This window comes from Faecalicatena fissicatena, assembly GCF_016900595.1.
Taxonomy (GTDB): Bacteria; Bacillota; Clostridia; order Lachnospirales; family Lachnospiraceae; genus Claveliimonas; species Claveliimonas intestinigallinarum.
On sequence record NZ_JACLYY010000002.1, the window covers coordinates 160,789 to 184,659 of the forward strand.

A 23,871-nucleotide genomic window follows, 5' to 3' on the forward strand; every position below is an offset into this window, starting at 1 on the left:
CCTTCCCTTTTCTCGCACCTTGCGCATTGCTTATCCGTTGTCACATATTTGCGATGGATCCAAGGCTGGCGCTTGTGGTGACGCCCTCGTCCCGCTTGGTGGGATGATAGTATTTGTCCAGTATCTTCGTGTCCACACGGTCCAGCTCCTCCTTGGGGAGACGCCCCAGGAGCTCCCAGCCAAGGTTCAGAGTCTCCTCAATGGTCCGGTTCTCGTCGGGGCCCTGTCCGATGTATTTCTCTTCAAACTCTTTGCCAAAGGCCAGATACTCCTTGTCTATGGGAGACAGCTCATCCTCGCCGATGACAGAGGCCAGGTTCCGGGCGTCTCCTACCTTGGCGTAGGCGGAGAAGAGCTGGTTTGCCAGATCCTGGTGATCCTCCCGGGTGTAGCCCTCCCCGATGCCATCCTTCATGAGACGGGACAGGGATGGAAGGACGCTGATGGGCGGGTAAATGGACTGTCCATTGAGGCTCCGGTCCAGCACGATCTGCCCCTCTGTAATGTAGCCTGTCAGGTCCGGAATGGGGTGGGTGATGTCGTCGTTTGGCATAGTCAGGATGGGAATCTGAGTCACAGACCCGTTCACTCCCTGGACAATGCCCGCCCTCTCGTAGATGGCGGCCAGCTCACTGTACAGATAGCCGGGATAGCCCTTCCTGCTGGGGATCTCTCCCTTGGAGGAGGAGACCTCTCGCATGGCCTCCGCAAAGGAGGTCATATCCGTCAGGATAACAAGGATGTGCATATTCTGTTCAAAGGCCAGATACTCGGCCACGGTGAGCGCCACCTTAGGGGTGATAAGACGCTCCACCACCGGGTCGTTGGCAAGGTTCAGGAACATGGTCACATGGTCCGCCACGCCGCTCTCCTCAAAGGTCCTGCGGAAGAAATCCGCCACGTCGTGCTTGACGCCCATGGCCGCAAACACGATGGCAAACTCCTCGTCCGAGTCCTCCCCCAGGGAGGCCTGCTTCACGATCTGGGCGGCAAGCTGGTCGTGGGGAAGCCCGTTGCCGGAAAAGATGGGCAGCTTCTGTCCCCGGATCAGCGTGGTCAGCCCGTCGATGGCTGAGATGCCGGTGCGGATATAGTTCCTTGGATATTCCCTTTTTACCGGGTTGAGGGGCAGTCCGTTTACATCCCGTTTCAGCTTTGAGACAATGGGGCCCAGGTCATCAATGGGCTGGCCGATGCCGTTGAAGGTCCGCCCCAGCATATCTTTGGAGAGGGTGATCTCCATGGGACGGCCTGTGAGGCGGGTGTGGGTGTTCTTGAGGGACATGTTCTCCGAGCCCTCAAACACCTGGATCACAGCCTTGTCCTCGTACAGCTCTATGATACGGCCGATCCGCCGCTCGCTGCCGTTAATGATAAACTCCACGATCTCGTCGTAGAAGGCGTCCTGGACACCCTCCAGCGCGATCAGGGGGCCGTTGATACTGCTAAGTCCCAGATATTCTATTGGCATAATTCTTTCTTCCCCCTTTATGCGTTTTTCTCCAGCACGCGCTGGTAGAAGCTGTCGATGTCCCGTTTATACTGGGCAAACATCTCCAGGCGGTCGTTGGGCACATCGTACTTGATGGCAATGACCCGCTCAAAGATATTTTCTGATTTCAGCACAGACATGGGATGGCCCATGGTCACAAGGGCTCTGGCCTGCTTATAGAGATACAGGATGGTGTCCATCATAAGGAACTGCTTTTCCATGGACACACAGGTGTCATCCTTGTGAAAGGCGTTCTGCTGCAGGAAGCCCAGCCGGATCACTCTGGCGATCTCCAGGATCAGCTTCTGGTCGTCGGGCAGCACGTCGCTTCCGATCAGCTTCACGATCTCCAGCAGGCTGCTCTCCTGGTTGAGGATAGCCATGAGCCGGTTCCGATAGTCGATGAACTTGGGCGACACATTGTCCTGGTACCAGGGCGCCAGATCCGTCAGATACTCGCTGTAGCTGGAGAGCCAGTGGATGGCCGGAAAATGCCTGGCGTAGGCAAGGCTCTTGTCCAGCCCCCAGAAGCAGCGCACAAAACGCTTTGTGTTCTGGGTCACAGGCTCAGAGAAATCTCCTCCCTGGGGGGACACGGCGCCGATAATGCTGACGGAACCGTCTGTGCCGTTTAAGTTGTGCATCATGCCCGCCCTCTCGTAGAAGGCGGAGAGGCGGGAGGCCAGGTAGGCCGGGAAGCCCTCCTCGGCCGGCATCTCCTCCAGACGTCCGGAGAGCTCTCTTAAGGCCTCCGCCCACCGGGAGGTGGAGTCCGCCATGATGGCCACATCGTAGCCCATATCCCTGTAGTACTCCGCCAGGGTGAGCCCTGTGTAAATGCTGGCCTCACGGGCGGCCACAGGCATGTTGGAGGTGTTGGCGATGAGGGTGGTCCGGTCCATCAGAGGGTTGCCGGTCCTTGGATCTGTCAACTCCCCGAACTCCTCCAGCACCTGGGTCATCTCGTTGCCACGCTCACCGCATCCGATGTAGATGATGATATCCGCGTCCGACCACTTGGCAATCTGGTGCTGAGTCATGGTCTTTCCGGTTCCAAATCCTCCCGGGATGGCCGCGGTGCCTCCCTTGGCGATAGGGAACATAGTGTCTATGATCCTCTGCCCCGTGACAAGGGGGACAGAGGCGCCGCACCGCTGGCTCACGGGGCGGGCCTTGCGGATGGGCCACTTCTGGGCCATGGGGATCTGGCTTTGGGTCCCGTTTCCGGCCTGCAGTGTGAGAAGGGGCTCCTCGATAGTGTAGCTGCCATCGCTGACCACCGAGACAACCGTCCCCTCCAGATCCGGGGGCACCATGCACTTGTGGACAATGGCCCTTGTCTCAGGCACCTCCGCGAAGATGTCCCCGCCGTGAAGGTAATCCCCCTCCTTCACCGTAATGTGGGTCTCCCACTTTTTCTCCCTGTCCAGGAAGTCCACGGCAGCTCCCCTTGTGATGAAGGCGCCGCCGATATCCGCGATCCTCTCCAGGGGGCGCTCGATGCCGTCAAATATATTGTTCAGGATGCCGGGGGCCAGGGTCACGGACACCGGTCCCCCCGAGGCCTCCACGGTCTCGCCGGGGCGCAGTCCGCTGGTCTCCTCGTACACCTGGATGGTGGTCTGGTCCTTGTCAAGGGCGATGACCTCTCCCACCAGTCTCTCTTCTCCCACATAGACCATCTCCGACATGGAGAAGCCTGTGTTTCCCTTCAGATAAATGACCGGTCCGTTGATGCCGTAGATTTTTCCCGTCTTAACCAATGTCATCACCTCCTGAGAACACAAATTTGTCATACTCGTTGGCAAGGGCGGTCTTGAAGGAGTGGTCGATGAGGATATTTCTTCCCCTGAGCACAGCCCGCATGCCTCCTGTGAAATCCTCGGCGCTGACTGTCAGGGCCGTCCCTGTCTCGCGCTCCAGCCGCTCTTTCTTGTCCGCGTCGGAGGGATTGATGTAGAGCGTCATCTCCTCGCCGGCCGCGAAATCCAGAGCGCTTCGTATGCACTTTACAAGAAAGGCATCATAGTCCGCTGTCTTCATAAACTCCCGGACAAGCTCCTCTGCCTCCGCAAAGAGTTTGTCCTTCAGCTCCTGCTGGACCTTGCCCTGCTTCCGCTTCAGATCCAGCTGAGCCTTTGCCATGGCCTGGTTCTTCTGCTGCCTGGCATTGGTGCTCTCCGCCCGCACCCGCGTCTCTGACTGGCGGACAGCCTCTCTTTTGTGATCCTCAAACACCTTTTCAAGGGCCGCCTTATAGGCGCTGATGATCTCATTTCCCTCCGCCCGGGCCTCCTCCATGGAAACTGCCTGTATGTGGGCGATTTTTTCTTCTACTGTCAAGAGGTATCCCTCCTTTGTTTATAGTTTCAGCCCGATGGCTTCCGTGATATAGGATGTGATAAAGTCCTTGCTGCGGCCGGTTCCGTGCCTGTCGGGTATCTCCACAAGAAGGGGCATCTTCCGCTCCAGCCGGAACTTGTCGATCATGTCCGGGAACTCCCGGCCCAGCCTCTCTGTGAGAAGCACAATGCCCACTGTCTTGTCCTGCAGGACATCCTGGAGCGCTCCGTAAAGCTCCTCCCTCTCGTGGACGACCACGCCGTCCACCCCTGCCAGGCGCATACCCGTGTAGGTATCCACATTATCACTGATGAGATACATTTTCATCCTACAGCTGTCCCAGGATCATGAAGGAGATGATAAGCCCGTAGAGGCAGACACCTTCCGCAAGTCCCACGAAGATCAGCGACTTGCCCAGCACGCTGGAGTCCTCGCTGATGGCCCCCAGAGCAGCGCTGGCAGCGCTGGCCACGGCGATACCGCCTCCGATACAGGATAAACCGGTTACCAGAGCGGCGGCGATATAGCCAAGTCCTGTGGCATTGGACGCCGCCTGGGCGGCCGCGTCCGCAGCCTGCACGTCGGCCCCATGGAACATCATGATGCTGCCGATGATGCAGGCGCCGAAGAAGAAAAATATGTTTGTCGCCAGGGCGGCCTTGTAGCGCCCCTTCTTCTTCTCCCCCAGCAGGTAGTACCCGAAGGGGATGATGATACTTAAGATCAGTGCTGCGATGAGAATGAGTCTGGATGCAAGAGTCATAATTAAGCTCCTCCTTTATTTTTGTTCTTTTTCGTATATGGATCAAACGCCCGGCCGCTTCCCTTATAGAAGCGGCTGAACATTTCATAGTACTCCAGACGGAGAACCTGGATTCCGACTACCAGGCCTTCCATCAGACACACAAACAGGTTGCCCAGGACGATGACGACCCAGTTGGGGCTTCCCTCCTCCGCTCCCGCCAGCATCAGCACCACCTCCATCATGGCGGCGTGGCTGACGGCAAAGGCTCCGATACGGACAAAGGAGAGGGTGTTGGAGAAATAGCTCAGCAGCGTCTCAAAGAGCTCGAAAAATCCCTGTACAAGGAACATCACCGCTCCCTCCTCCTGCTTCGCCTTCTTCTTTTTCAGCCTGTCTGTGATGGGCTTTCCAAAGAGGATGAGGAGCAGCGGCAGCCCGAACATGACTGCCAGCACCACCCCCGCCGGCATGCTGTGGCCGGTCATGAAGAGGATGATCACCGCCACCACCGAGGCGTAGAACACAAGTCCCGCCACCCCGTTGGCGTCAAACCAGGTTCCCTGGGTATCGTGCTCCCTCAGGCCGTTGACAATGTGCAGGATCATGGCTATGATGATGATCCCCATTCCAAAGGCCACGGACACAATGAACACCGTGTTCAGCTTGCCCACAAAGGGAAGGGTGGTCATATGGTCAATGGGCCTCAGCCACAGCGGCTTTATGATATCCTCAAATCCAAAAATACTCCCGAACATAAAACCAAAGATCGTGGAGAAGATCCCCGCCGTGGCGATGATCCCCGCCAGAGGCGCCTTTTTGAAATGGTAGATCAGCGCTCCCACTATGACCAGGAGAAGCCCCTGCCCCACATCTCCGAACATGACGCCAAAGATAAAGGAGTAAGTGATCCCCACGAACACGGTGGGGTCGATCTCCCCGTGAGCCGGAAGGCCGTACATCCGCACAAACATCTCAAAGGGCTTGAAGATCTTCGGGTTCTCCAGCTTGGTGGGAGGCTCGCCGAAGTAGCTGTCATGGTCATCCTCCACCACGATAAAGATCTTGTCGTCGTCCTTGGCCTCCTCCATGAATTTCTCCACGTCGTCGTCCGCCATCCAGCCGCACAGGATGTAGTAGTCCTCCTTCTTGTCCGCCACCCTGGCAGCCATCTTCCGGACGTCAAAGTTGTGCGCCAGCTCCTCCAGGCGGTTCCGGGCCGCCACCAGCCGGGGAGCCTTCTCGCCCAGCATCCTCGCGGCCTCCTTGTCTATGTCGTCCATCTCCCTCTGGATATCAAATATCTGCTGCGCCAGATCCCGGCAGGCCTGCTCCGGCGTCCCCTTGTACTGGGGCGGGATCTCGATCCGCTCAAAGTGGAGGGACCGGAATACGGCGTCCACCTTCTGAGCCTCCCCTGGAGAGACAAAATAGGCTCCGTACACGCTGCTCTCGTCCTGCTGCCCCTTCACAAAGATGGCTCCCAGGTCGTTCATGAGATATTTCTCCATCTTCTGGTACTGCTCCGACGGCAGCTTTCCGAACCGGCAGGTAATATACTTAAAGGAAAGGATTTTCCCCAGATCCCCGTCCATGGGCCGGAAGGGCTCAATCACCTTCTGCTTTGCCTGCAGCTCCTCCTGCCTGCGCTTCAGCACATCCTTCCGGGACTGAAAGGTGAGGTACTCCTCGTTGGTCACCCGGATCAGCTCAAATATGTCATCCAGCCCCATGGAGGTATCCGGCGTGATCTTCTCCGGCTCACTCAGATACCCCACATACTGCTGGGCCTTCAGAAGGGCGTCCCTGTAGGGGTTGATCTCCACAAAGGGCCGCAGGTTCTCCACGGTCTTCAGCTCGGAGAGGGCTGACTCGAGCTGGATCTCGTACCTGGACAGATACAGGTCCATCACCCGGTCAATGTCGTCTCTGGGCCCCGATATGTTGATAAATTTCATTTTCACGATCATAATTTGCGACCTCCCACATACTGTAGTGTCTCATCTGGCGAAACGCCGTAGCGGACGCACTCCATAGCTGTTGTCAGCTTCTCCAGCTCCTGCTCCTTCAAAAAGAGGTAGGTGTTGATGCAGGCAATGGAATACGGATTGCTCCTGCGGTCCGTCAGATAGAGATGATACAGGCAGTCCCCATACATTTTTTCTATTGTATATTCATCTGAAAAATGACTGTGCCGGGCGTAGGCTGTCTTTGCAACGGCCTTGTCAAAATCCTCCAGCGTCTCGGCCTCCACCATCTCCTGCACCAGCTCTGTCCGCAGCTTGTAGTGGATGGGTATGAGCAGCGCGTAGATGTCTGCCGGCGCCAGGCTGAAATACTTCTTGGCCCGGTAGATCCACTGAATGTTCAGAAGGTTGATCTTGGAGCCGCAGTCCCTGGTGAAAATCTCCAGCTCTTTCTTTTTCAGCACTTTTTTCCTGCCCTTCCACATCGTCGTAAAATAGTACAGGTTCAAAGCCAGGTCGTAGTCAAAAAGAGTCACCGCCCGCCCGTCCCGCATTTTTTTCAAAGTCTCATAGTACTCCGTGTCACGCAGGTTCTCGATGAGCTCATCCGTGGTCCTGGACCGGATCAGCCTTTCGATGGAAATCTGGGAATACCTGTCAAAAAATTCCTTCTTGTAGTTCAGGTCAAAGGGCTCCTGGTAGTGGTTGATGACAATGCGGAGGCAGTAGTTGATCAGCTCCACCTCATACCGTTTCAGATACAGCCGCAGGAACTTCCTCTGCTCCAGGCTGCAGAACCGGTAAATCTTCGTGTAGTCGTGATAGAGGGAGAGCTGCAGGAGCTTCTCAATATTTCCCCTGTGGATCAGCTCCGGATCCAGGCTCTCCAGCACCTCCTTGTAGGTGGAATTCTGGATCAGCCAGGAGACCACCTCCGGCACGCTCTTCATGGCTGCAATCTCCTCAAAATCCCCCGGTCCCAGAAGCTTCGCCTCCATAGCCCTCACCTTTGTGGCAATGCCGCTGTAAGCAAGTAAATTTCCCATAGGCTACACCTCTGTGATCCGCTCCAGGATCTCACTGGCATACCTTGTGTGGTTTGCCTCATACTCCTGCCGCAGGAGCTGGATAGAGTTCTGGCTTCCCGCCGACTGTCCGTGAAGGAGCCTCTTCTTTTCTCCCTCCAGCTCATCCCGGATCGCCTGCAGCTTTCGCTGTGTCTTCTCCTCCAGTTCCTCGTCAAAGGCCTTCCTCTTCTCTTCGTACTCCTTGTCCAGAGCCGCCTTCTGCTCCTCCGCATGGGAGACAATGGCAGAAGCGGCCTCTTCGATTTCAGTCAATTTGTTGATAACAGAGTCCATAACAAGCCTCCTTTTTGTACGAAATGCCAATTTACCCTAATGGTACACCTTTTGCGCAAAAAAAGCAAAGGATTTTGGAAATATTTCAGTATATTAAAAAAGCGCTGGTTCCATATCTGAAATCAGCGCCTTATCTTTATAAATACACTTTCAAATCCTTTGCGAACTGCTCCTCCAGCTTCACCAGCTTTTCCGCCACGGATCGGCTCTCCCGGGAGGCCTCCTTATACCTGTTGGCTGCCTCTGTGATCCCCTGGACGCCCATATTGCAGCCGTCCATGAGGAGCCCCGCGATCCTGCTGCTGCTCTCGTCCATCATCAGCTTCACGTTGGTAGTGATCCAGGACATGGCCGATGCGGCCAGCCCTGCCGGCGGCGCCCCCTCTCCTTCTTTTGCCAGAAGGGCTCCGCTCTCCTCCTCCAGATCTCTGTGCTTCTTTCTGTAGCCACTGATCAGCTCCTTAAGCTTCCTGTCCTTTACGTGCTCCTGGATCTGATCTATGCTGCCTATGGCCATCTTACACCCCTTGCTGCACTCCTCCAAAAGCTTTCTTGTCTGCTCACCCATACATCCACGACTCCTTTTTATCATATTTGCTTGCCGCACTGTCCCCGGCACCTGTCCTGCCGGCTCCGGCATGCCGGGCCGGCGAAGGTCCCCGATACAGATAGTATGGGCCAGAATACGCCTTTATATACTCTGTGCATGCTGCTTTTTGCCAGACCGCGCAGATTTTATACTTTTTCCGGGCCGGCTTTCCTGTCGGCGCCTTTCCTTTCAGCACCCTCCAGGCTCTCCTCCCGCTTCTCCTCCTTCACAGCCTCCTCCATGGCCTTTTCCAGAAAATCACGCTCCGCCTCCTTGGGCCTTGGGATCAGCCGTGAGGCAAATTTCCCTTCTCCTCTTTTCTTCACATAGAAGTAGCCGATAATGGAAAAGATCACTGCGCCCACAAAGTTGACAAAGAGATCCGCCATGGTGTCATAGAGGCCGATGTCCAGGTATCCGCCCAGCCCCAGGCTTTCCCCGTTCACCGCCGCATCCGTGATATCCCGGATGACGACCGTGTGATTGCCGCCTGTGGGATCCAGCATGACTGTGCTGATGGTATGCAACACAGTATCCTTCTGCATATCCAGCAGAAAGAACTTATCCATGGCAAACTCAAAGAACTCCCACACCACGCCGATGGTCATGGAAAAGCAGAAGGCCACGATGGACACAAAGACCGGAGAGAGCTGGATGGAAAATCTCTTATTCCGGTTCAGTATGTCCACAAGGGAAAAGCCGATAGCCGCCATCAGGAAGCCGTTCACCGTGTGGAGAGCCGTATCCCACTGGGGGATGCGTATGTAGTAGGCCTGTATCTCTCCTAATATCTCCGCCGCAAATATAAAGAGCAGCAGGATGATTTCAAGCCCGGTAGGCAGCTCGATCTTCAGGTTTACCTGTATGAAGCTGGGCACAATGAGCAGCGCCAGCGTCAGGGCGCACAGGAACACATTCTCAAAATTCCGGTTCAGGATCTGCAGCACCATCATGATGATGACAAGGGCCCTGAGGACCACATAGACCATAAAGGAGCTTTTGTGCTCCCGTATCTCCATGTGGAGCGCCCTTCCCATGACTCTCCAGCGCTTTCTCCACCGTCTTTTCTTTTTCATATCCACCTTCTCTTTCCGCCCCGGCTAAAAGTCCGTATCCGGGATCGCGTAGCCGTGGTCCATGGGGCCGCTCCCCTTTCCAAGGTCAAGGCCTGCCCGCAGAGCTCCTGAGATATAGGCCTTTGCCCTGCGGATGCTCTCCTCCATGGAAAAGCCCTTGGCCAGATTGCTGGCAATGGCCGAGGACAGGGTGCATCCGGTGCCGTGGGTGTTGGAGTTGTCGATGCGCTCTCCCCGCAGCCAGACCAGCTTTCCCTGATCATACAGCAGGTCGTTGGCGTCGCTGACCTGGTGTCCCCCCTTGATCAGCACCGCCCCCGGGTACAGCTCTCCCAGCCGGCAGGCCGCCTCCTCCATCTGCTCTTCACTGACGATGGACATTCCTGTCAGCACCTCCGCCTCCGGGATGTTGGGGGTGATCACTGACGCCAGCGGCAAAAGTCTCTCCATAAGCGCCGCCTGGGCATCCTCCTTGAGGAGCCTGCTGCCGCTTGTGGATACCATCACCGGGTCCACCACGATATTGGAAGCCTTCCACTTTGTAAGGCTGTCCCCGATCACCTGGATGAGGGGTACGGAGGAGACCATGCCGATCTTCACCGCGTCCGGAAAAATATCTGAAAAGACACAGTTAAGCTGGCTCTCAAGAAACTCCGGCGTGGACTCCATAATTCCGTACACGCCGGTGGTATTCTGGGCCGTCAGGGCCGTCACCGCGCTCATAGCATACACCCCGTTTGCCTCCATGGTCTTAATGTCCGCCTGGATGCCTGCGCCTCCGCTGCAGTCGCTCCCGGCTATAGTCAGCACACACTTCATTTTTCAATCTCCTTCATCTGTCTGTAGTCTGTAATGTACACATCCGCCTCCGCCCGGATCTGCTCCATCTCCTCCGCGGCGGACTTATCCTCCACGGCCACGGTGTAAAATCCGGCCTGTCTGGCGTTGCATATCCCCTTTAAAATATCCTCGAACACAATGCTCCTCTGGGGCTCTGTCCCCAGCCTTTTGGCCGCCAGGCAGTAGACCTCCGGCGTGTCCTTCCCGTGGGGCGTCTCCGACGAGAGGGCAAAGGTGTGGAAATAGTCGTAGACTCCGTTGTTTTTGAGAGCCGCCTCAAAGAGCACCGGCTCCGAGGATGTGGCCGCGGCGATCTTCACACCTGCCCGATGCAGGTACTCCAGATATTCCGCCGCGTGGGGCTTCAGGCCGATCTCCTTCTCGTACATCCCCCTGGCCAGGGCATACCACTCCTCCATGATGGCCGCCTCGCTCTCCGCCATGGCGTACCGCTCCTTTGTGTAGGCTGCCGCCTGGGGAAAATTCATATTGGTCAGGGCCTTCAGGTAGCTCTCCTCAACGGGAAGGCCGTGGTTTGCAAGAAACCTGCCGTCTACGCTCTCCCAGATCCACATGGAGTCCAGGATCGTCCCGTCCAGGTCAAACACTGCGCCCTCCCACATTTTTCCGTTGTACTTTATCATTCCCTGGTTCCTCTCCTGCCATTCTCGTTTCAACTGCGAAAGCCTTCTGACAGCTCCCTGGCCGCCTTTTCAATATCCTCCGCCGCGATCACTGCCGACACCACGGCCAGGCCGTCAATGCCAATGCCCTTAAAGTTCTGATAGGTATGCTGGTTGATGCCGCCGATCACCACGATAGGAATATCCACAGCCGCCCGGATCCGAAGAAGCTCCTCCCTGGAGGTGACATCCGCGTCCTCCTTTGTACTGGTAGCGTACATGGCTCCCACTCCCAGGTAGTCCGCCCCGTCTGCGGCCGCCTTCACAGCCTCCTCCACACACCCGGCAGATACGCCGACTACTTTGTCCGGTCCCAGGATCCGCCTGACCTCCTTTGCCGGAAGATCGTCCTGTCCCACGTGGACGCCGTCCGCATCCACAGCCAGGGCAATGTCCACCCGGTCGTTGATGATGAGAGGTACCTGGTACCTGTCCGTGATCTTCTTGACCTTTTTCGCGGTCTCATAAAACTCCAGGGACGTGCAGTCCTTCTCCCGGAGCTGCACCACGGTGCAGCCTCCTCTGACTGCCTGCTCTACCGCTTCTTCCAGAGTATCTGTGCTCATAAGGCCCCGGTCCGTGCACAGATATAATGTATAATCGATCTTATCCTTCTTCAATTTCTGCTCTCTCCCTTATACTTTTTTCGTTCAGGCCTCCCACGGCATCCAGGAGGGCTATATGAAAGCTGCCGCATCCTAAATGTCCTGCCTTCTCAAAGGCCGTCTCCCCGGCGATCCCCATGGATGCCAGAGCAGCCACAGCAGCGGGGAAGGCATCTCCTCTTTCTGCTCCGGCTCCGGCAAAAGCCCCTGCCAGGGCGCTGGTCATACAGCCGGTCCCGGTCACCCTGGCCATCATGGAGCTGCCGCCCCGGATCCTGGCCGTCCGTCTTCCGTCAGTCACCACGTCCACCTCGCCGGTCACTGCCACAGTGCAGCCAAGTCGCCTGGCCGCCGCCAGGGCCGCCTCTGTCCGGTCGATCCCCCGGTCCGCCTCGGATACGTCCACCCCCTTTTCACGGGAGGCAAGGCCCGCCGCAAAGGAGACTTCCGACACATTGCCACGCAGGATGTCCACTCTGACCTTCCGGATGAGGCTTTCTGCCATCTCTCTTCTAAGCCGGGAGGCGCCTGCCCCCACCGGGTCCAGGATCACGGGAATTCCTTTTTCATTGGCCCTCCTGCCGGCACGGATCATGGCCTCCAGCTTCCGCCTGGAGGGGGTTCCCATGTTGAGGACAAGGGCGGAGGCCGCAGCCGCGATCTCCTCCGTCTCCTCCGGGTCGTCCGCCATGATGGGGGAGGCCCCTATGGCCAGGAGGATGTTGGCGCAGTCGTTGGCGGTCACATAGTTGGTGATGCAGTGGACAAGGGGCCTTCTCCTTTGCAGTCTGTCCAGCAGCAGCGCCGCCTGCTCCGCCATGGACATACCGCCTCTCTCCCGTCTCTCTTCCCCGTTCATGCCGTTCTCCCTCCTCTTTCTTTTTTCCCGGTTGTACCGGAAAATTAGTTACAGTATAACGCCCGGCCTGTAAAAATACAAGAGCCGGGCGTTGTCATGCAGGAGCTATGCCTGCGTATTCTCTTTTCGCTCTGCGTCGATACATTCCGCCACACACAGCCCGTTGGCAGAGGCCTGCATCAGCCCTCTTGTGATGGATGCGCCGTCCCCCATGGCGTAGAGCCCTGGAAGGGAGGTGCGGAACTGTCTGTCCGTCACCACCTTGTTGGAGTAAAACTTCACCTCCACGCCGTAGAGCAGGGTCTCATCGCTGGCAATGCCGGGCGTCACCTTATCCAGAGCCTCTATCATCTCCTGGATGGCTGTCATGATCCGGTGAGGCAGCACAAGGGAGAGATCCCCGGGCACTGCATCCTTCAGGGTTGGCACTACATTGCTTCGCACAAGCCGCTCCTCGGTTGTCCGCCGTCCCCTCTTCAGATCCCCGTACCTCTGCACAAGGATCTTTCCACCGCTCAGCATATTTCCAAGCTGGGCAATGTGTTTTCCATATTCAATGGGGGACTTGAAGGGCTCGGTAAAATTCTTGGACACGAGGAGGGCAAAATTGGTGTTCCGCGTCTTCATGTCCCGGGACTTGTAGGCGTGTCCGTTTACCACAGCCAGTCCGCCGTCGTAGTACTCTGTGGCCACCTCCCCTGAGGGGTTGGTGCAGAACACCCGCACCTTGTCGTCAAATGTGGGGGTATAGTAGACAAGCTTGGCCTCGTAGAGCTTCTCGTTCAGCTCCTTCATGACCTCGTCCCGGACCTCCACCCGGACACCCACGTCCACTGTGCCGCTCTTTGTCTGGATCTGGTGGTTTTCACACAGCCTTGCAAACCATTCGGAGCCCTCTCTTCCCACGCCGGCCGCGATAGCCCCGGCGCGGTACTCCTGTCCGTCCTCCGTCACAACGCCCACGGCCCGGCCGTCCTCCACCAGGATATCCCGGACCATAGTGCGGAATAAAATCTCCACACCCGCGTCCAGCAGATGCTGCTGGAGCCTTGCGTAAATCTTGTAGCCTTCCTCTGTCCCCAGATGGCGGATGGGACATTCGATGAGCTTCAGATTGGCGCGGATGGCCTTTGTCCGTATGGTGTCAATGGCATCCGGGTCATCGATACCATAGACCTTTTTGTCCGCGCCGAATTTCAGATAGATCTCATCTGCCCTGCGGATCAGCTCCTGTGTCCTGTCATACCCCAGTATTTCCGGCAGGGTGCCTCCCACATCCGGGGAGAGGGACAGCTTTCCATCGGAGAAGGCCCCCGCCCCGGCAAAGCCGGTGGTGATGGAGCAGGGACGGCATCCCACACATTCCTTTGTCACCCGCTTGGGGCAGGAGCGGTCCTCTATGGACCGCCCTTTCTCGATCATCAGTATCTCTATGTCCGGATCCAGCTCTTTCAGGCGGCAGGCGCAGAAGATCCCGGACGGGCCTGCCCCGATAATGATCACGTCATATTTTTTCATAACTTGTCCTTTCCATTGTACAAATTAAATCAATATATATTTTATCAGCAGGATCGCCATGAGAATATACATCAGCAGTGTTATTCTTTTCTTTTTGGCGTTACCACATACGACATTAATTATAACATATGAAATAATACCCATTGCAATACCCTCTGAGATACTGTACATAAAAGGCATAGCGATTATAGCAATAAAACAGGGAATTGTCTCCGTCATATCCTCAAAATCCAGCTTGGTAATAGATGTCATCATCAGAAAACCAACAACAACCAGTGCCGGTGCCGTCGCAAATGACGGGATAGCCAGAAAAACAGGAGACAAGAAAAGTGCCGCCAAAAAAAGCAGGCCCGTTATGATCGCCGTCAGGCCCGTACGCCCTCCTTCTTCTACTCCTGAGGCACTTTCTATATAGGTGGTTGTAGTGGATGTACCAAATACGGCTCCGACTGTTGTAGCAATTGCATCAGCAGTCAGCGCACCTTTTATATGAGGCAGCTTTCCATCTTTGTCCAACAAATCGGCCCTCCCAGCTATTCCGATCAGTGCTCCCAATGTATCAAACATGTCCACAAAAAGAAACGCGGCCATAACAACTAAAAATTCCAAAGAGAAAACCTGCGAAAAATCAAATTTCATAAAAGTAGGCGCAAGACTCGGTACAGAGATACCACCTGAAAAATCCGGCAGCAGGCTGGGAGCGCCTTCACCTGGTGTATATACCCCCGTCAGCTGACAGATAATCCCCAATCCCCAAGTGATCAAAATTCCCCACAGAATATTTCCTTTCACCTTTTTTATCACTAAAACAGATGTAATCAGAATCCCTATCAGCCCCAGTACAACTGTAATTCCTTCACGGTTAAACATTCCCTCATCAATAGAATTTTTAAAAGAGTATATTTTAACAAGAGTCGTGCTATCCACAACAATCTTTGCATTTTGCAGCCCTATAAACGCAATGTAAATTCCTACGCCTACAGAAACCGCATTTTTGAGATTCTGAGGAATTGCATTAAACAAAGCCTCTCTGACATGAGACAAGGACAATATAATAAATATGATTCCTTCTATAAAAACTGCCGCCAATGCCATCTGCCATGTATATCCCATGCTTTGTACAACAGTATACACAAAATAGGCATTCAGTCCCATACCAGGAGCAAGGGCAACCGGGTAATTTGACAGCAATGCCATAGCCCACGTTCCGACAAATGCAGCCAGAGCAGTCGCCGTAAAAACAGCTCCTTTATCCATCCCCGTCTCCGAAAGAAGCGATGGATTAACCGCAAGAATGTATGACATAGTCATAAATGTAGTGATTCCCGCAACAAGTTCTGTCCTTATATTTGTATTATTGTCGCTCAGATGAAAAATTTTATCTAACTGCTTCTTCATTTTCTTCCTCTCTTCCACAATATCTGATAATCTATACAGAAACCAAGGTGCGACATACCTTTTCCTATACCGCACCTTGCTCTGCTATTATTTATCACTGTTAAATCTTCCTGCTGGAATCAAGATACCGATAACCAACAACGCTAATACTGAAATATATATAGCAATTCTCAGTTCCACATACTCTGCCACAAAGCCAAGCATATAGGGGAACAGTGCAGAACCCAGCGCAAAAGCTACACCCACAAAGGAGCTTGCACTTCCGGAATTCTGCGGGAAAAGAGAGCATCCCAACATAATAAACAGGGGAAACAAGGCTCCCGTCAGAATTCCAAGGCCAGCCACTCCTATCTGCCATAGGATCTGCGTTCCGCCCAGAATGGCCACAGCAAGCAGCACGCTTCCGAGGATAGATGTGACCATTATAAACACTGCCGCCTTTATCTTTTTAAAAACAAAAGTATATAATATGCGCCCGATCAGCACTCCGGTCCAGTATAGCGAAATCACACTGCCCATGAAAGCAGCTGAAAATTTCAGATCCTCTGTCAGATAGGTAGGGAACCACATTGTAATGGTTGTCTGGTGTCCCGTATATAAAAATGCCATGATCAGAATTAGAAAATATCTGTAATTGTGAAGCATTTTCCCAAGATGGGCCAGCGAATATGGATTTTTCTCCGCCTTTTCTACAGATGCCGCCTCCTCAATTCCGATATTATCAGGTTCTTTTAAAATAAGCTTTGACGCCAGAAACAATAATGATAATACACCGCTGGCAATCCCTATGATAAGAAATCGGGACGTCCACACATAATCTTCAAGCCGTATTGAGAGCTGTGAAGCAACTGTGGATCCTATGCTGTAAAAGGAAAGCAAAAATGTTACATAACCGCTCTGTTTTTCTGCACACACAATATCACATGTATACCCTGATGTAAGGATATTCAATATCTGTGTTGACATGCCTAGAGCAAATAAAATGATCAGGAGAAAAATATACGGCGGTACCAGACCAATGAGGCAAAGCCCTGCACTCATCACAATGGCCGCAGCTATAATAATATTGCTTTTTTTCGTCTTATCAGAAAAAAAGGCACCAAGTAAAAGAGATGCGAAGCCGCCAATCTGAAAAAACAGATTTATATTTCCCGCCTGTGAATAATTAAGGCCATAATGCTCAATAATATTGGGCGTCAGATTGCCAATAAATGTAGTCGTAACTGCCAATGCAATCATAAAAATAAGCATAAACACATAAAAAGCGTGCATCCTTATCCCATTACTCACAGTTTTTTCCATAGTATCACCTCTTTCTCAATCAGCTATCAATACTGCCATCCATTGTATTCAAAAGGCTCTGTTTCCGGCCTACCCTCCATCCTGTCTTTATCTTCCTTACAAAATTTGATATAGTCTGCCTTTATCTTTTTAAACTCCTCATCCTCAAGCTCTGGTGTAACACAGCTGGCATCTTCAAGGAAATGAATCACATCACGGCCCATTGCTTTCCCTTTCTGGGTATGCATATCATACGCATAATCAGGTATTTCCAGTGTTTTCCCGTGTTCAAACTCCGCCATAATCCTGCATTTGATATGATCCGAGGAACGTTCTTTTTTACATCTGCAAAGATACCTGATAGCCTGAATAAAAAACAGAGACCTGTCCCCGTCTGCATAGAGAAATTCTTTGCGGATCTGATTTAACGTCCATACATAGACGCAGGCATTTGGATCTCCGAATCCAATATCCTCTACACTAATGGCCAGCAGACGTCTCCACAGCTTTTCTTCCATTTGAGGACTTGTAATATACATCTCATAAGCCGCTCTGATCGCATTCTCTTCTTTTGCTTTTCTGATCGACTTTTGCAACATTGAGATAATCTCATCGCCTGCAAATCCATTTCTTGTTGTAATCTTAGCCCACGGATCATATTTCATAAATTCTGCCATCTCTATTTACCTCTTTCTTTTGTTTAGTTTGTGTAACATGCTACATATTATCCGGATCCTTTATATTTGCAATTATATCAATACATCTCCCTCTATTCAATTCGCATTTTTTACATTTAATTACATTTTATATGTGTAATAATACACAATTTTACATGTAATTTCATTCACTTTGTTACACTTCAACCGTTGGCTTTCGCAAGAGAGATATGATATAATAAATTAACAATTATAAAACAGATTATTCAGACCTTGGAGAGGGTCTATAAACACTACTACTTTGTATAAATGCAAGCGAGGTAAAAAATGGCAGCTACTATTAGGGATATCGCTCAGATGGCAGGCGTATCCGTTGCTACTGTTTCCCGTGTAATACACGGGAACGGATATGTAAAAAAAGAAACCAGAGATTTGGTGGAAGAAATTCTCATTCAGACAAATTATCAGCGTCCGAAAGGTCAAACAGTCAAGGTACAAACCTATAACACCATAGCCGTCCTACTCCCTAACATCACAGACAGCTTTTACGCCGAGATCCTGACCGGACTGAACGATCCTTTTGAAAAAGCGCATTTTAACATCATGTACTTTTCTTCTAACGAAGACGAAAAAAAAGAACTGGAGCTAATCAGAGAGCTCTCTCACCAAAATATTGACGGGATTATCATTTCTCCGGTCAATAATAAAGGGGCCTTTCTGCCTGCAACCATCTCTGCTCTGCAGGATTTATCTGTTCCCGTTGTAGTTGTAGGAAGAGATATGAAGTGTTCCAGTTTTGACAACATTTTCATGGCTGAACAGGAAGGCGCCTTTGATGCCACATCTCTTCTGCTCAGAAATGGTCATGAGAGAATTGCTATCATGTGCGGAAAACCCGAAATTCTCTATATGCATCAGCGTCATCAAGGATATATTGATGCTTTGACAAATTGCGGAAAACCCGTCAATTCAAATTATGTAAAATTTGGGCCTTCAAAAATTGATACCGCCTATGAAATGGCTTCCGACCTGTTTTCACTCAGCCCACCTCCAACAGCTATTTTCACTGCTGATACCATTTTTACCCTGGGACTTGTAAAATATCTTTTGACACATGATCTACAGATTGGAAAAGATATATCAATCGTGGCGTTTGGTGATGTAGAGCTGCTTTGGAGCCTGAATTTTAATATCACCTCCATAGTCAAAAGAACCTTTAGTATAGGTGAATATGCCGCCGAAACTATCTTAAAACGTATCTCCTCTTCAACAAATCACGAAAAAATCCGTACATCTTTGATTCCGGAAATACGTTTGCGGGGATCTGAAAAAATGTATACACAAAGATAATCAAAGGACAGGTAAATAAAGTGGAATTCCACCTCATTTACCTGTCCTTTATTAAATCTACGATTATGTTCCTGATATGGCAGCTCTTATGAACTTAATTCAAAAACGCCTCCACGATCACGCCTTCTGCCTCTTCCTCAGTCATTCCGAAGGTGCGCAGCTTGATGAGCTGCTCGTTGTTGATCCTTCCGATGGCAGCCTCATGGATGATTGCCGCATCCAGATGGCGGGCGTCAATCTCCGGGATGGAGCGCACCTGCGCCTCATCCATGATAATCGAGTCGCACTGGATGTGGGCGTGGCATTTCGCCTCTCCCACAGCTCTTGGATGGAAGACCTGGGTAGAGCTTCCCTTTGCCACAGACCGGGAGATAATCTGGGCGGAGCTGTCCTCCCCCTTCATGTAAACGGCCATGTTGGACTCCGCCTTCTGATTGTCGTGGGTCATCAGCTTCTCCACCACATAGAGCTTCGCTCCGGCTCCCATAGTCACCTCAGTCTCTCTCACGGTGGAGTCCACGCCCTTGATCTGGGCCGTATCCAGGGTAAACATGGAATCCTCTTCCATATAGATCTTTGTCACCGGATTCAGGACCCGGGCTCCTGTTCCCTCACCCTCACCGTAGTGCTTCTCCTCGTAGCGGACATTGGCCCCCTTCCCCACGTGGAAGGCATGGATACCGTCGTGACGACTCTCATCGCAGCCGCTGTTGTGGATGCCGCAGCCGGCTACGATCGTGACGTCCGCGCCGTCAGCAATATAGAAATCGTTGTACACAATATCCACCATGCCGGAGGCGCTCACCACAACCGGGATATGCACCTGCTCGCCCTTTGTGTCCCCGTCTATATATACATCTATACCAGGCTTGTCTTCCTTTTTCTTTATCTTAATATGCTCCGTGCTGCCGTGGCACAGGGAAATTCCGTTCTGGCGGAGATTGAAAGCGCCCTCCTGCTTAAATCCGGAGCCGCTGTCTATCTGCCGCAGCACCTGTTCTGTGATCTTATCTAATAATGCTGGCATCTGTCATCTTCTCCTCTCTTTTTGCTTTCTTCCGCTGCTTACGCCTGCTGATCCATACATGTGCAGGACGGCTCCTCCTTGAGGAGCGTGGGGAGCACTTCCTCCCTCGGGCCGATATTCTTGATCCGTCCATCGTCAATGACCATGATCCTGTCCGCCATGCGGATGATCCTCTCCTGGTGGGAGATCAGGATCAGCATCTGATCCTTCTTCTCGTGGATCCTTTCAAACTGCTGTATGAGCATGGAAAAGCTCCACAGGTCAATGCCCGCCTCGGGCTCATCGAAAATACACAGCTTATGGCTCTTGGCCAGCACTGTGGCGATCTCGATCCGCTTCATCTCTCCTCCTGAGAGCGTCCCGTCGATCTCCCTCTTTAAATACTCCTTCGCGCACAGTCCCACCGAACTGAGCATCCGGCAGGCCACCTGCTCCGGAAGCGGTTCACCTGCCGCCAAGGACAGCAGGCGGTCCACTGTCATCCCCTTAAATCGCGGGGGCTGCTGGAAGGCAAAGCCGATTCCCGCTTTTGCGCGGTGGTCGATATCATATCCGGAGATATCCTCCCCGTCCAGGATGATCTGTCCGGCATCCGCCTTCTCAATCCCCATCAGCACCTTTGCCAGGGTGGATTTCCCTCCCCCATTGGGCCCTGTGATCACCAGCATCTCCCCGTTCTCCACGGTAAAGCTGATATCCTTCACGATGCTTCGCTCCACACCGTTTTCATTCACTTTAAAAGTCAGGTTCTTTACTTCAAGCATGTTCCTGATCTCCTTTCTTTTGCTGCGTATTCATGTTCAGCTCCTCTGTGTTTCCCTTTCGTCTTGTCAGTTCCCGGTATTTTCCCGGCGAGATGCCGGCGCTCTCCCGGAACCGCTTCACAAAATAGCTCATGCTGTTGAACCCGCATGAAAAACAGATCGCTGTGATACTGTCATCCGTTGTCTCCAGCTGGCGCATAGCCTGTCTGATCCGGTAACTGTTCAGATAGCTCTTAGGGCTCTGCCCGGTGATCTTCTGAAAGCACCGGAAGCACTCTGTCCTGCTGATGTGGACCTGCTCCGCCACATCCTCCACTGTGATGTCCTCACAGTAGTGCTCCTGGATGAACTGCAGGATCCTCCTTGCCCTCTCCTCATAGATCATTTCCCTGGAAGGCTTTTCCGCCGCCTCGTCCCCCCTGGCATAGTTTCTGATAAAAAGCTCCCATGCCTGGGAGAGCTGGTTCCTAAGGCGCATCTCTGTCAGCCAGCCGTCCTCTCTGCTCAGACAGTACAGCCTGCGCAGACAGACGAGCAGCTCCTCCTGCCAGCCGCTTCCGCGGCGCAGAGGCTCTCCCCGCATCCCGGCATCCTCCATGACCGGCTCAATGAATTTATGAAAGATCAGATTCTCCGTCCCTCCTGAGAGAAACTGGGGGAGAAAGACAATGGATATGCTCTCACTGTCCTCGTATTTGCCAAGGGCGCGGTACATATGCAGCACGCCCGAATTCACAAATATACCTTCTCCCGCCTCGATCCTGTACCGCCTTTCATTCAGTCCGCACTCAAAGGCCCCCTTGAGCGCCACGGTAAACTCCATCTCGGCATGGCAGTGCCAGTCCTCAAGATGATCCCGAAAGTGCGGGAAATCATTAAAATATACCTGGAAGGGGAACTCCTTTGTCCCGTGCTTCTGTAGCTCGTACATCCTCTGGTCCACCCGGATCCTGTCCTGTGTCTGCAGATAGCTCACGCATGTCCCCTCCTTTATCATTTCTGGTACAAATATTATATGAATTGGTCTGAATTTGACAGACGCTGGATGTTTCCGGCACTATAATTATATAGTATACACCCGGTATGTCAAGTGGGGCAGCCCGATTACAGGACAGGCTGCCTCAAACCAGGCTGTTGGCGAGTCCTGACAGAAGCATTTCCGGTACTGCCTGTTCAATCGCAAAGGAGAGATAAAGTGATGAAAAACGAAAAGACAAGACGTATCCTGATGACTGTCTGCGGGATCACCCTGAACGGTATCGCCGTGGGCATGTTCAACTTCTCTGATTTCGGCATGGATCCCTTCCAGGTCTTTGCCCACGGTGTGTGGAATCTGACCTCCATAGGCTTTGGCACCTTTTATATGATCCTGAATCTGATCCTGCTGGCCGCCATGTTCTTCATGGATAGGGCAAAGATCGGTCTGGGCACCTTTATCAACCTCTTTCTCCTGGGCTATGTAGCCGAGTTCTCCGGATGGGTCTGGGACACTCTCTTCCCCCATCCCGGCCTCGCTCTGAAATGCGTCTTTCTTGTGGCGGGTGTCCTTCTCGTCAGCCTGGCTGCCGCTCTGTATTTCACAGCAGATCTGGGCGTGTCCACCTACGATGTCATCGCCCTGTACCTGGACGCCCACACCCGGTTCCAGTTCCAGTATCTTCGCATCACCACCGATGTAATCTGTGTTGTCATCGGCTTCTCCCTGCATGCCACGGTGGGAATCGGCACTGTGATCACAGCCTTTTTCATGGGGCCTGTCATTGCCTTCTTCCGCAGACATGTGTCGGAACCGCTGCGGTACGGGAAAAAAAGAGCCGCACGGGCATGAGGAAAACTGCCCGGCATAAAGGAGGCAGCGCCCTACAGCGCTGCCTCCTTGTATGTCTCCCCCGTCTCCACATCCTTCCAGGTGAACACGCCATCCTCCAGCATCATATAGCTGTGGGCACTGTTCTCCTTTGGAATGGACACGGATCCGGGATTGATATAGTATTTTCCATCAAACTCCTCAAGCACCGGCACATGGGTGTGCCCGTGCAGAAGAATGTCTCCCTCTTTCAGCATAGGGGGATGGGCTGTATTGTGCTGATGCCCGTGGGTTGCGAAGATCATCCTGTCTCCGGTATACAAAATGCAGTAATCCGCCAGGATTGGGAACTCCAGCACCATCTGATCCACCTCCGTGTCACAGTTCCCCCGGACGCACAGGATTTCCTCCTTCACCTTGTTGAGCATAGCCAGCACTTCCTTGGGCGCGTACTCGCGGGGCAGGTCGTTCCTGGGGCCGTGATAGAGGATATCCCCCAGAAGGAGCAGCTTATCCGGCTTCTCCTCCCGGTATCTCTCCAAAAGGCAGCGGCAGTAATAGGCGCTCCCGTGTATGTCAGATGCGATCAGTATCTTCATTTCCTGCTCTCTCCTTCTCTCAGCTTATTGTATATTTTATCTACGTCATAATCCGGCGCATAGTCCGCGGCGGCCTCACAGATGAGGCGGATCTTTTCCTCCGGCTCCTCCAAGGCCTCAGAAATCTCAGACACCCCTCTGTTTTTCTCCAGCTTCTTACACACGACGGAAATGATCTGCTTCTCCGCTCCAGCATCTTCCGACTCCTGAAGCTCATCCGCAAACAGTTCTCTTAACGCTTCGCACATATCCTTCTCCTCCTTCACTTTCTCCCAGTTGGCCCGGACGATCAGATCCATCGCCGACTGATACCACCGGGAATGACTGTGTTCCTCATACCTCTCCATCAGCTCTTCAATCTCTCTGCCCCTGCGCAGATTGCCCCGCAAATGCTTCAGCAGCTTTCTCGGAAAACGGGTGCACACAAATGTCAGCGTCAGCTCCTGCGGACGGATCTCCATCACCCTGTCCGTGTCAGACTGGTAAATACATGCATAGCCGTATACTTTATAGAAATCGTTTACACTCAGGCTATCTCCCGGCGACTTGTACTCAATGATATTGTGCTTCCTGAAAATGCGGCCAATATTCTTTTCGATTGGCTTCTCCCCGTCCTTTTTGATGAGTAGCACATCCATCTGCAGCGGTTTTTTCGTCAGCTGGACCTCATCTTCAATCTCCAGCCGGTCAAGCTCCTTCTCCAGCTCAATCCTGAGAACAGCTGCAAACGCCGGGTGCCACTGCAGCCTTGTCTTCTGTTCCATAGGCCCTCCTCCTTTAATTTTCGCAGGAGGCCTCAGAAGACATTCAGAAATATTTCTCTCCTTCCTTTGAAACCTCTCTGCTTACTCTGATTGTGAAAATAAGCATTAAGATTTCTGACAGGAACGCCGGAGATACTCCCGGCCCTTCTT

Annotated in this window: 25 protein-coding genes; 2 read left to right on the forward strand and 23 right to left on the reverse strand. The window is 53.0% G+C overall.

Annotated elements, in window-relative coordinates:
* Positions 1 to 40 precede the first annotated feature (40 nt).
* The 18 genes from H7U36_RS02860 to H7U36_RS02945 form a co-directional block, all read right to left on the reverse strand.
* Positions 41 to 1,471, reverse strand: coding sequence for a V-type ATP synthase subunit B (locus H7U36_RS02860; RefSeq protein ID WP_191429145.1), 1,431 nt, complete (start codon positions 1,469 to 1,471; stop codon positions 41 to 43).
* Positions 1,472 to 1,488: 17 nt separating this feature from the next.
* Positions 1,489 to 3,255 carry a V-type ATP synthase subunit A gene (locus tag H7U36_RS02865; RefSeq protein WP_330635877.1) on the reverse strand — a complete coding sequence of 589 codons (1,767 nt, stop codon included), beginning with the start codon at positions 3,253 to 3,255 and terminating at the stop codon, positions 1,489 to 1,491.
* Positions 3,248 to 3,835: a V-type ATP synthase subunit E gene (locus H7U36_RS02870; RefSeq protein ID WP_243426676.1), complete on the reverse strand. Its 588-nt coding sequence runs from the start codon at positions 3,833 to 3,835 to the stop codon at positions 3,248 to 3,250. The genes H7U36_RS02865 and H7U36_RS02870 overlap by 8 nt, the downstream gene beginning before the upstream one ends.
* 18 nt (positions 3,836 to 3,853) lie before the next feature.
* A complete protein-coding gene (locus tag H7U36_RS02875; RefSeq protein WP_191493614.1) occupies positions 3,854 to 4,162 on the reverse strand; it encodes a V-type ATP synthase subunit F in 309 nt (102 codons plus the stop codon).
* Between the two features lies 1 nt (position 4,163).
* Entirely contained in the window at positions 4,164 to 4,598 is a 435-nt protein-coding gene (locus H7U36_RS02880; RefSeq protein WP_033124725.1) for an ATP synthase subunit C, read from the reverse strand.
* 2 nt (positions 4,599 to 4,600) lie between these two features.
* The gene (locus H7U36_RS02885; RefSeq protein ID WP_191493615.1) at positions 4,601 to 6,547 is read right to left on the reverse strand and encodes a V-type ATP synthase subunit I; all 1,947 of its coding nucleotides are present in this window, start codon (positions 6,545 to 6,547) and stop codon (positions 4,601 to 4,603) included.
* Positions 6,544 to 7,590, reverse strand: a complete 1,047-nt coding sequence (locus H7U36_RS02890; protein ID WP_191493616.1) for a V0D/AC39 family V-type ATPase subunit — start codon at positions 7,588 to 7,590, stop codon at positions 6,544 to 6,546. The genes H7U36_RS02885 and H7U36_RS02890 overlap by 4 nt, the downstream gene beginning before the upstream one ends.
* A 3-nt stretch (positions 7,591 to 7,593) precedes the next feature.
* Positions 7,594 to 7,905 (reverse strand): hypothetical protein, encoded by a 312-nt coding sequence (locus tag H7U36_RS02895; RefSeq protein WP_191493617.1) that lies wholly within the window; start codon positions 7,903 to 7,905, stop codon positions 7,594 to 7,596.
* A gap of 136 nt (positions 7,906 to 8,041) precedes the next feature.
* A complete protein-coding gene (locus H7U36_RS02900) occupies positions 8,042 to 8,473 on the reverse strand; it encodes a hypothetical protein (protein ID WP_033124721.1) in 432 nt (143 codons plus the stop codon).
* 167 nt (positions 8,474 to 8,640) lie between these two features.
* Positions 8,641 to 9,570, reverse strand: coding sequence for a DUF2238 domain-containing protein (locus H7U36_RS02905; RefSeq protein WP_205155681.1), 930 nt, complete (start codon positions 9,568 to 9,570; stop codon positions 8,641 to 8,643).
* Positions 9,571 to 9,594: 24 nt separating this feature from the next.
* Entirely contained in the window at positions 9,595 to 10,389 is a 795-nt protein-coding gene (gene thiD, locus H7U36_RS02910; RefSeq protein WP_205155682.1) for a bifunctional hydroxymethylpyrimidine kinase/phosphomethylpyrimidine kinase, read from the reverse strand.
* Positions 10,386 to 11,087, reverse strand: a complete 702-nt coding sequence (locus tag H7U36_RS02915) for an HAD family hydrolase (RefSeq protein ID WP_138302795.1) — start codon at positions 11,085 to 11,087, stop codon at positions 10,386 to 10,388. Before H7U36_RS02915 ends, thiD begins: the two co-directional genes overlap by 4 nt.
* On the reverse strand, positions 11,084 to 11,713 hold the full coding sequence (thiE, locus tag H7U36_RS02920; protein WP_033124718.1) for a thiamine phosphate synthase: 630 nt from the start codon (positions 11,711 to 11,713) through the stop codon (positions 11,084 to 11,086). The genes H7U36_RS02915 and thiE overlap by 4 nt, the downstream gene beginning before the upstream one ends.
* Positions 11,700 to 12,557: a hydroxyethylthiazole kinase gene (gene thiM / locus H7U36_RS02925; RefSeq protein ID WP_330637009.1), complete on the reverse strand. Its 858-nt coding sequence runs from the start codon at positions 12,555 to 12,557 to the stop codon at positions 11,700 to 11,702. The genes thiE and thiM overlap by 14 nt, the downstream gene beginning before the upstream one ends.
* Positions 12,558 to 12,662: 105 nt before the next feature.
* Positions 12,663 to 14,075, reverse strand: a complete 1,413-nt coding sequence (locus H7U36_RS02930; protein WP_033124717.1) for an NAD(P)/FAD-dependent oxidoreductase — start codon at positions 14,073 to 14,075, stop codon at positions 12,663 to 12,665.
* Between the two features lie 24 nt (positions 14,076 to 14,099).
* Entirely contained in the window at positions 14,100 to 15,473 is a 1,374-nt protein-coding gene (locus H7U36_RS02935; RefSeq protein WP_033124716.1) for an NCS2 family permease, read from the reverse strand.
* 87 nt (positions 15,474 to 15,560) lie between these two features.
* A complete protein-coding gene (locus H7U36_RS02940) occupies positions 15,561 to 16,775 on the reverse strand; it encodes an MFS transporter (protein ID WP_205147702.1) in 1,215 nt (404 codons plus the stop codon).
* Positions 16,776 to 16,801: 26 nt separating this feature from the next.
* A complete protein-coding gene (locus H7U36_RS02945) occupies positions 16,802 to 17,431 on the reverse strand; it encodes an AAA family ATPase (RefSeq protein ID WP_033124714.1) in 630 nt (209 codons plus the stop codon).
* Between the two features lie 306 nt (positions 17,432 to 17,737).
* On the opposite strand from H7U36_RS02945, the gene H7U36_RS02950 reads away from it, so the two are divergent.
* A complete protein-coding gene (locus H7U36_RS02950; protein WP_205147700.1) occupies positions 17,738 to 18,760 on the forward strand; it encodes a LacI family DNA-binding transcriptional regulator in 1,023 nt (340 codons plus the stop codon).
* A 94-nt stretch (positions 18,761 to 18,854) separates the two neighbouring features.
* On the opposite strand, the gene H7U36_RS02955 is transcribed toward H7U36_RS02950, so the two are convergent.
* The 3 genes from H7U36_RS02955 to H7U36_RS02965 are packed head-to-tail and all read right to left on the reverse strand — an operon-like array spanning position 18,855 to position 21,527.
* On the reverse strand, positions 18,855 to 19,787 hold the full coding sequence (locus H7U36_RS02955; protein ID WP_033124712.1) for a SufB/SufD family protein: 933 nt from the start codon (positions 19,785 to 19,787) through the stop codon (positions 18,855 to 18,857).
* A gap of 38 nt (positions 19,788 to 19,825) precedes the next feature.
* Complete coding sequence (locus tag H7U36_RS02960) at positions 19,826 to 20,551, reverse strand: ABC transporter ATP-binding protein (protein WP_033124711.1); 726 nt, start codon at positions 20,549 to 20,551, stop codon at positions 19,826 to 19,828.
* On the reverse strand, positions 20,544 to 21,527 hold the full coding sequence (locus H7U36_RS02965) for an AraC family transcriptional regulator (protein ID WP_033124710.1): 984 nt from the start codon (positions 21,525 to 21,527) through the stop codon (positions 20,544 to 20,546). Before H7U36_RS02965 ends, H7U36_RS02960 begins: the two co-directional genes overlap by 8 nt.
* 222 nt (positions 21,528 to 21,749) lie before the next feature.
* Here H7U36_RS02965 and H7U36_RS02970 point away from each other — a divergent pair, with 222 nt between their 5' ends.
* On the forward strand, positions 21,750 to 22,379 hold the full coding sequence (locus H7U36_RS02970; protein WP_052083828.1) for a YczE/YyaS/YitT family protein: 630 nt from the start codon (positions 21,750 to 21,752) through the stop codon (positions 22,377 to 22,379).
* A 32-nt stretch (positions 22,380 to 22,411) separates the two neighbouring features.
* On the opposite strand, the gene yfcE is transcribed toward H7U36_RS02970, so the two are convergent.
* Both yfcE and H7U36_RS02980 read right to left on the reverse strand, forming a co-directional pair.
* Complete coding sequence (gene yfcE, locus H7U36_RS02975) at positions 22,412 to 22,957, reverse strand: phosphodiesterase (RefSeq protein WP_033124708.1); 546 nt, start codon at positions 22,955 to 22,957, stop codon at positions 22,412 to 22,414.
* Positions 22,954 to 23,721 (reverse strand): 3-isopropylmalate dehydrogenase, encoded by a 768-nt coding sequence (locus tag H7U36_RS02980; RefSeq protein WP_191429124.1) that lies wholly within the window; start codon positions 23,719 to 23,721, stop codon positions 22,954 to 22,956. Before H7U36_RS02980 ends, yfcE begins: the two co-directional genes overlap by 4 nt.
* Between the last annotated feature and the right edge of the window lie 150 nt (positions 23,722 to 23,871).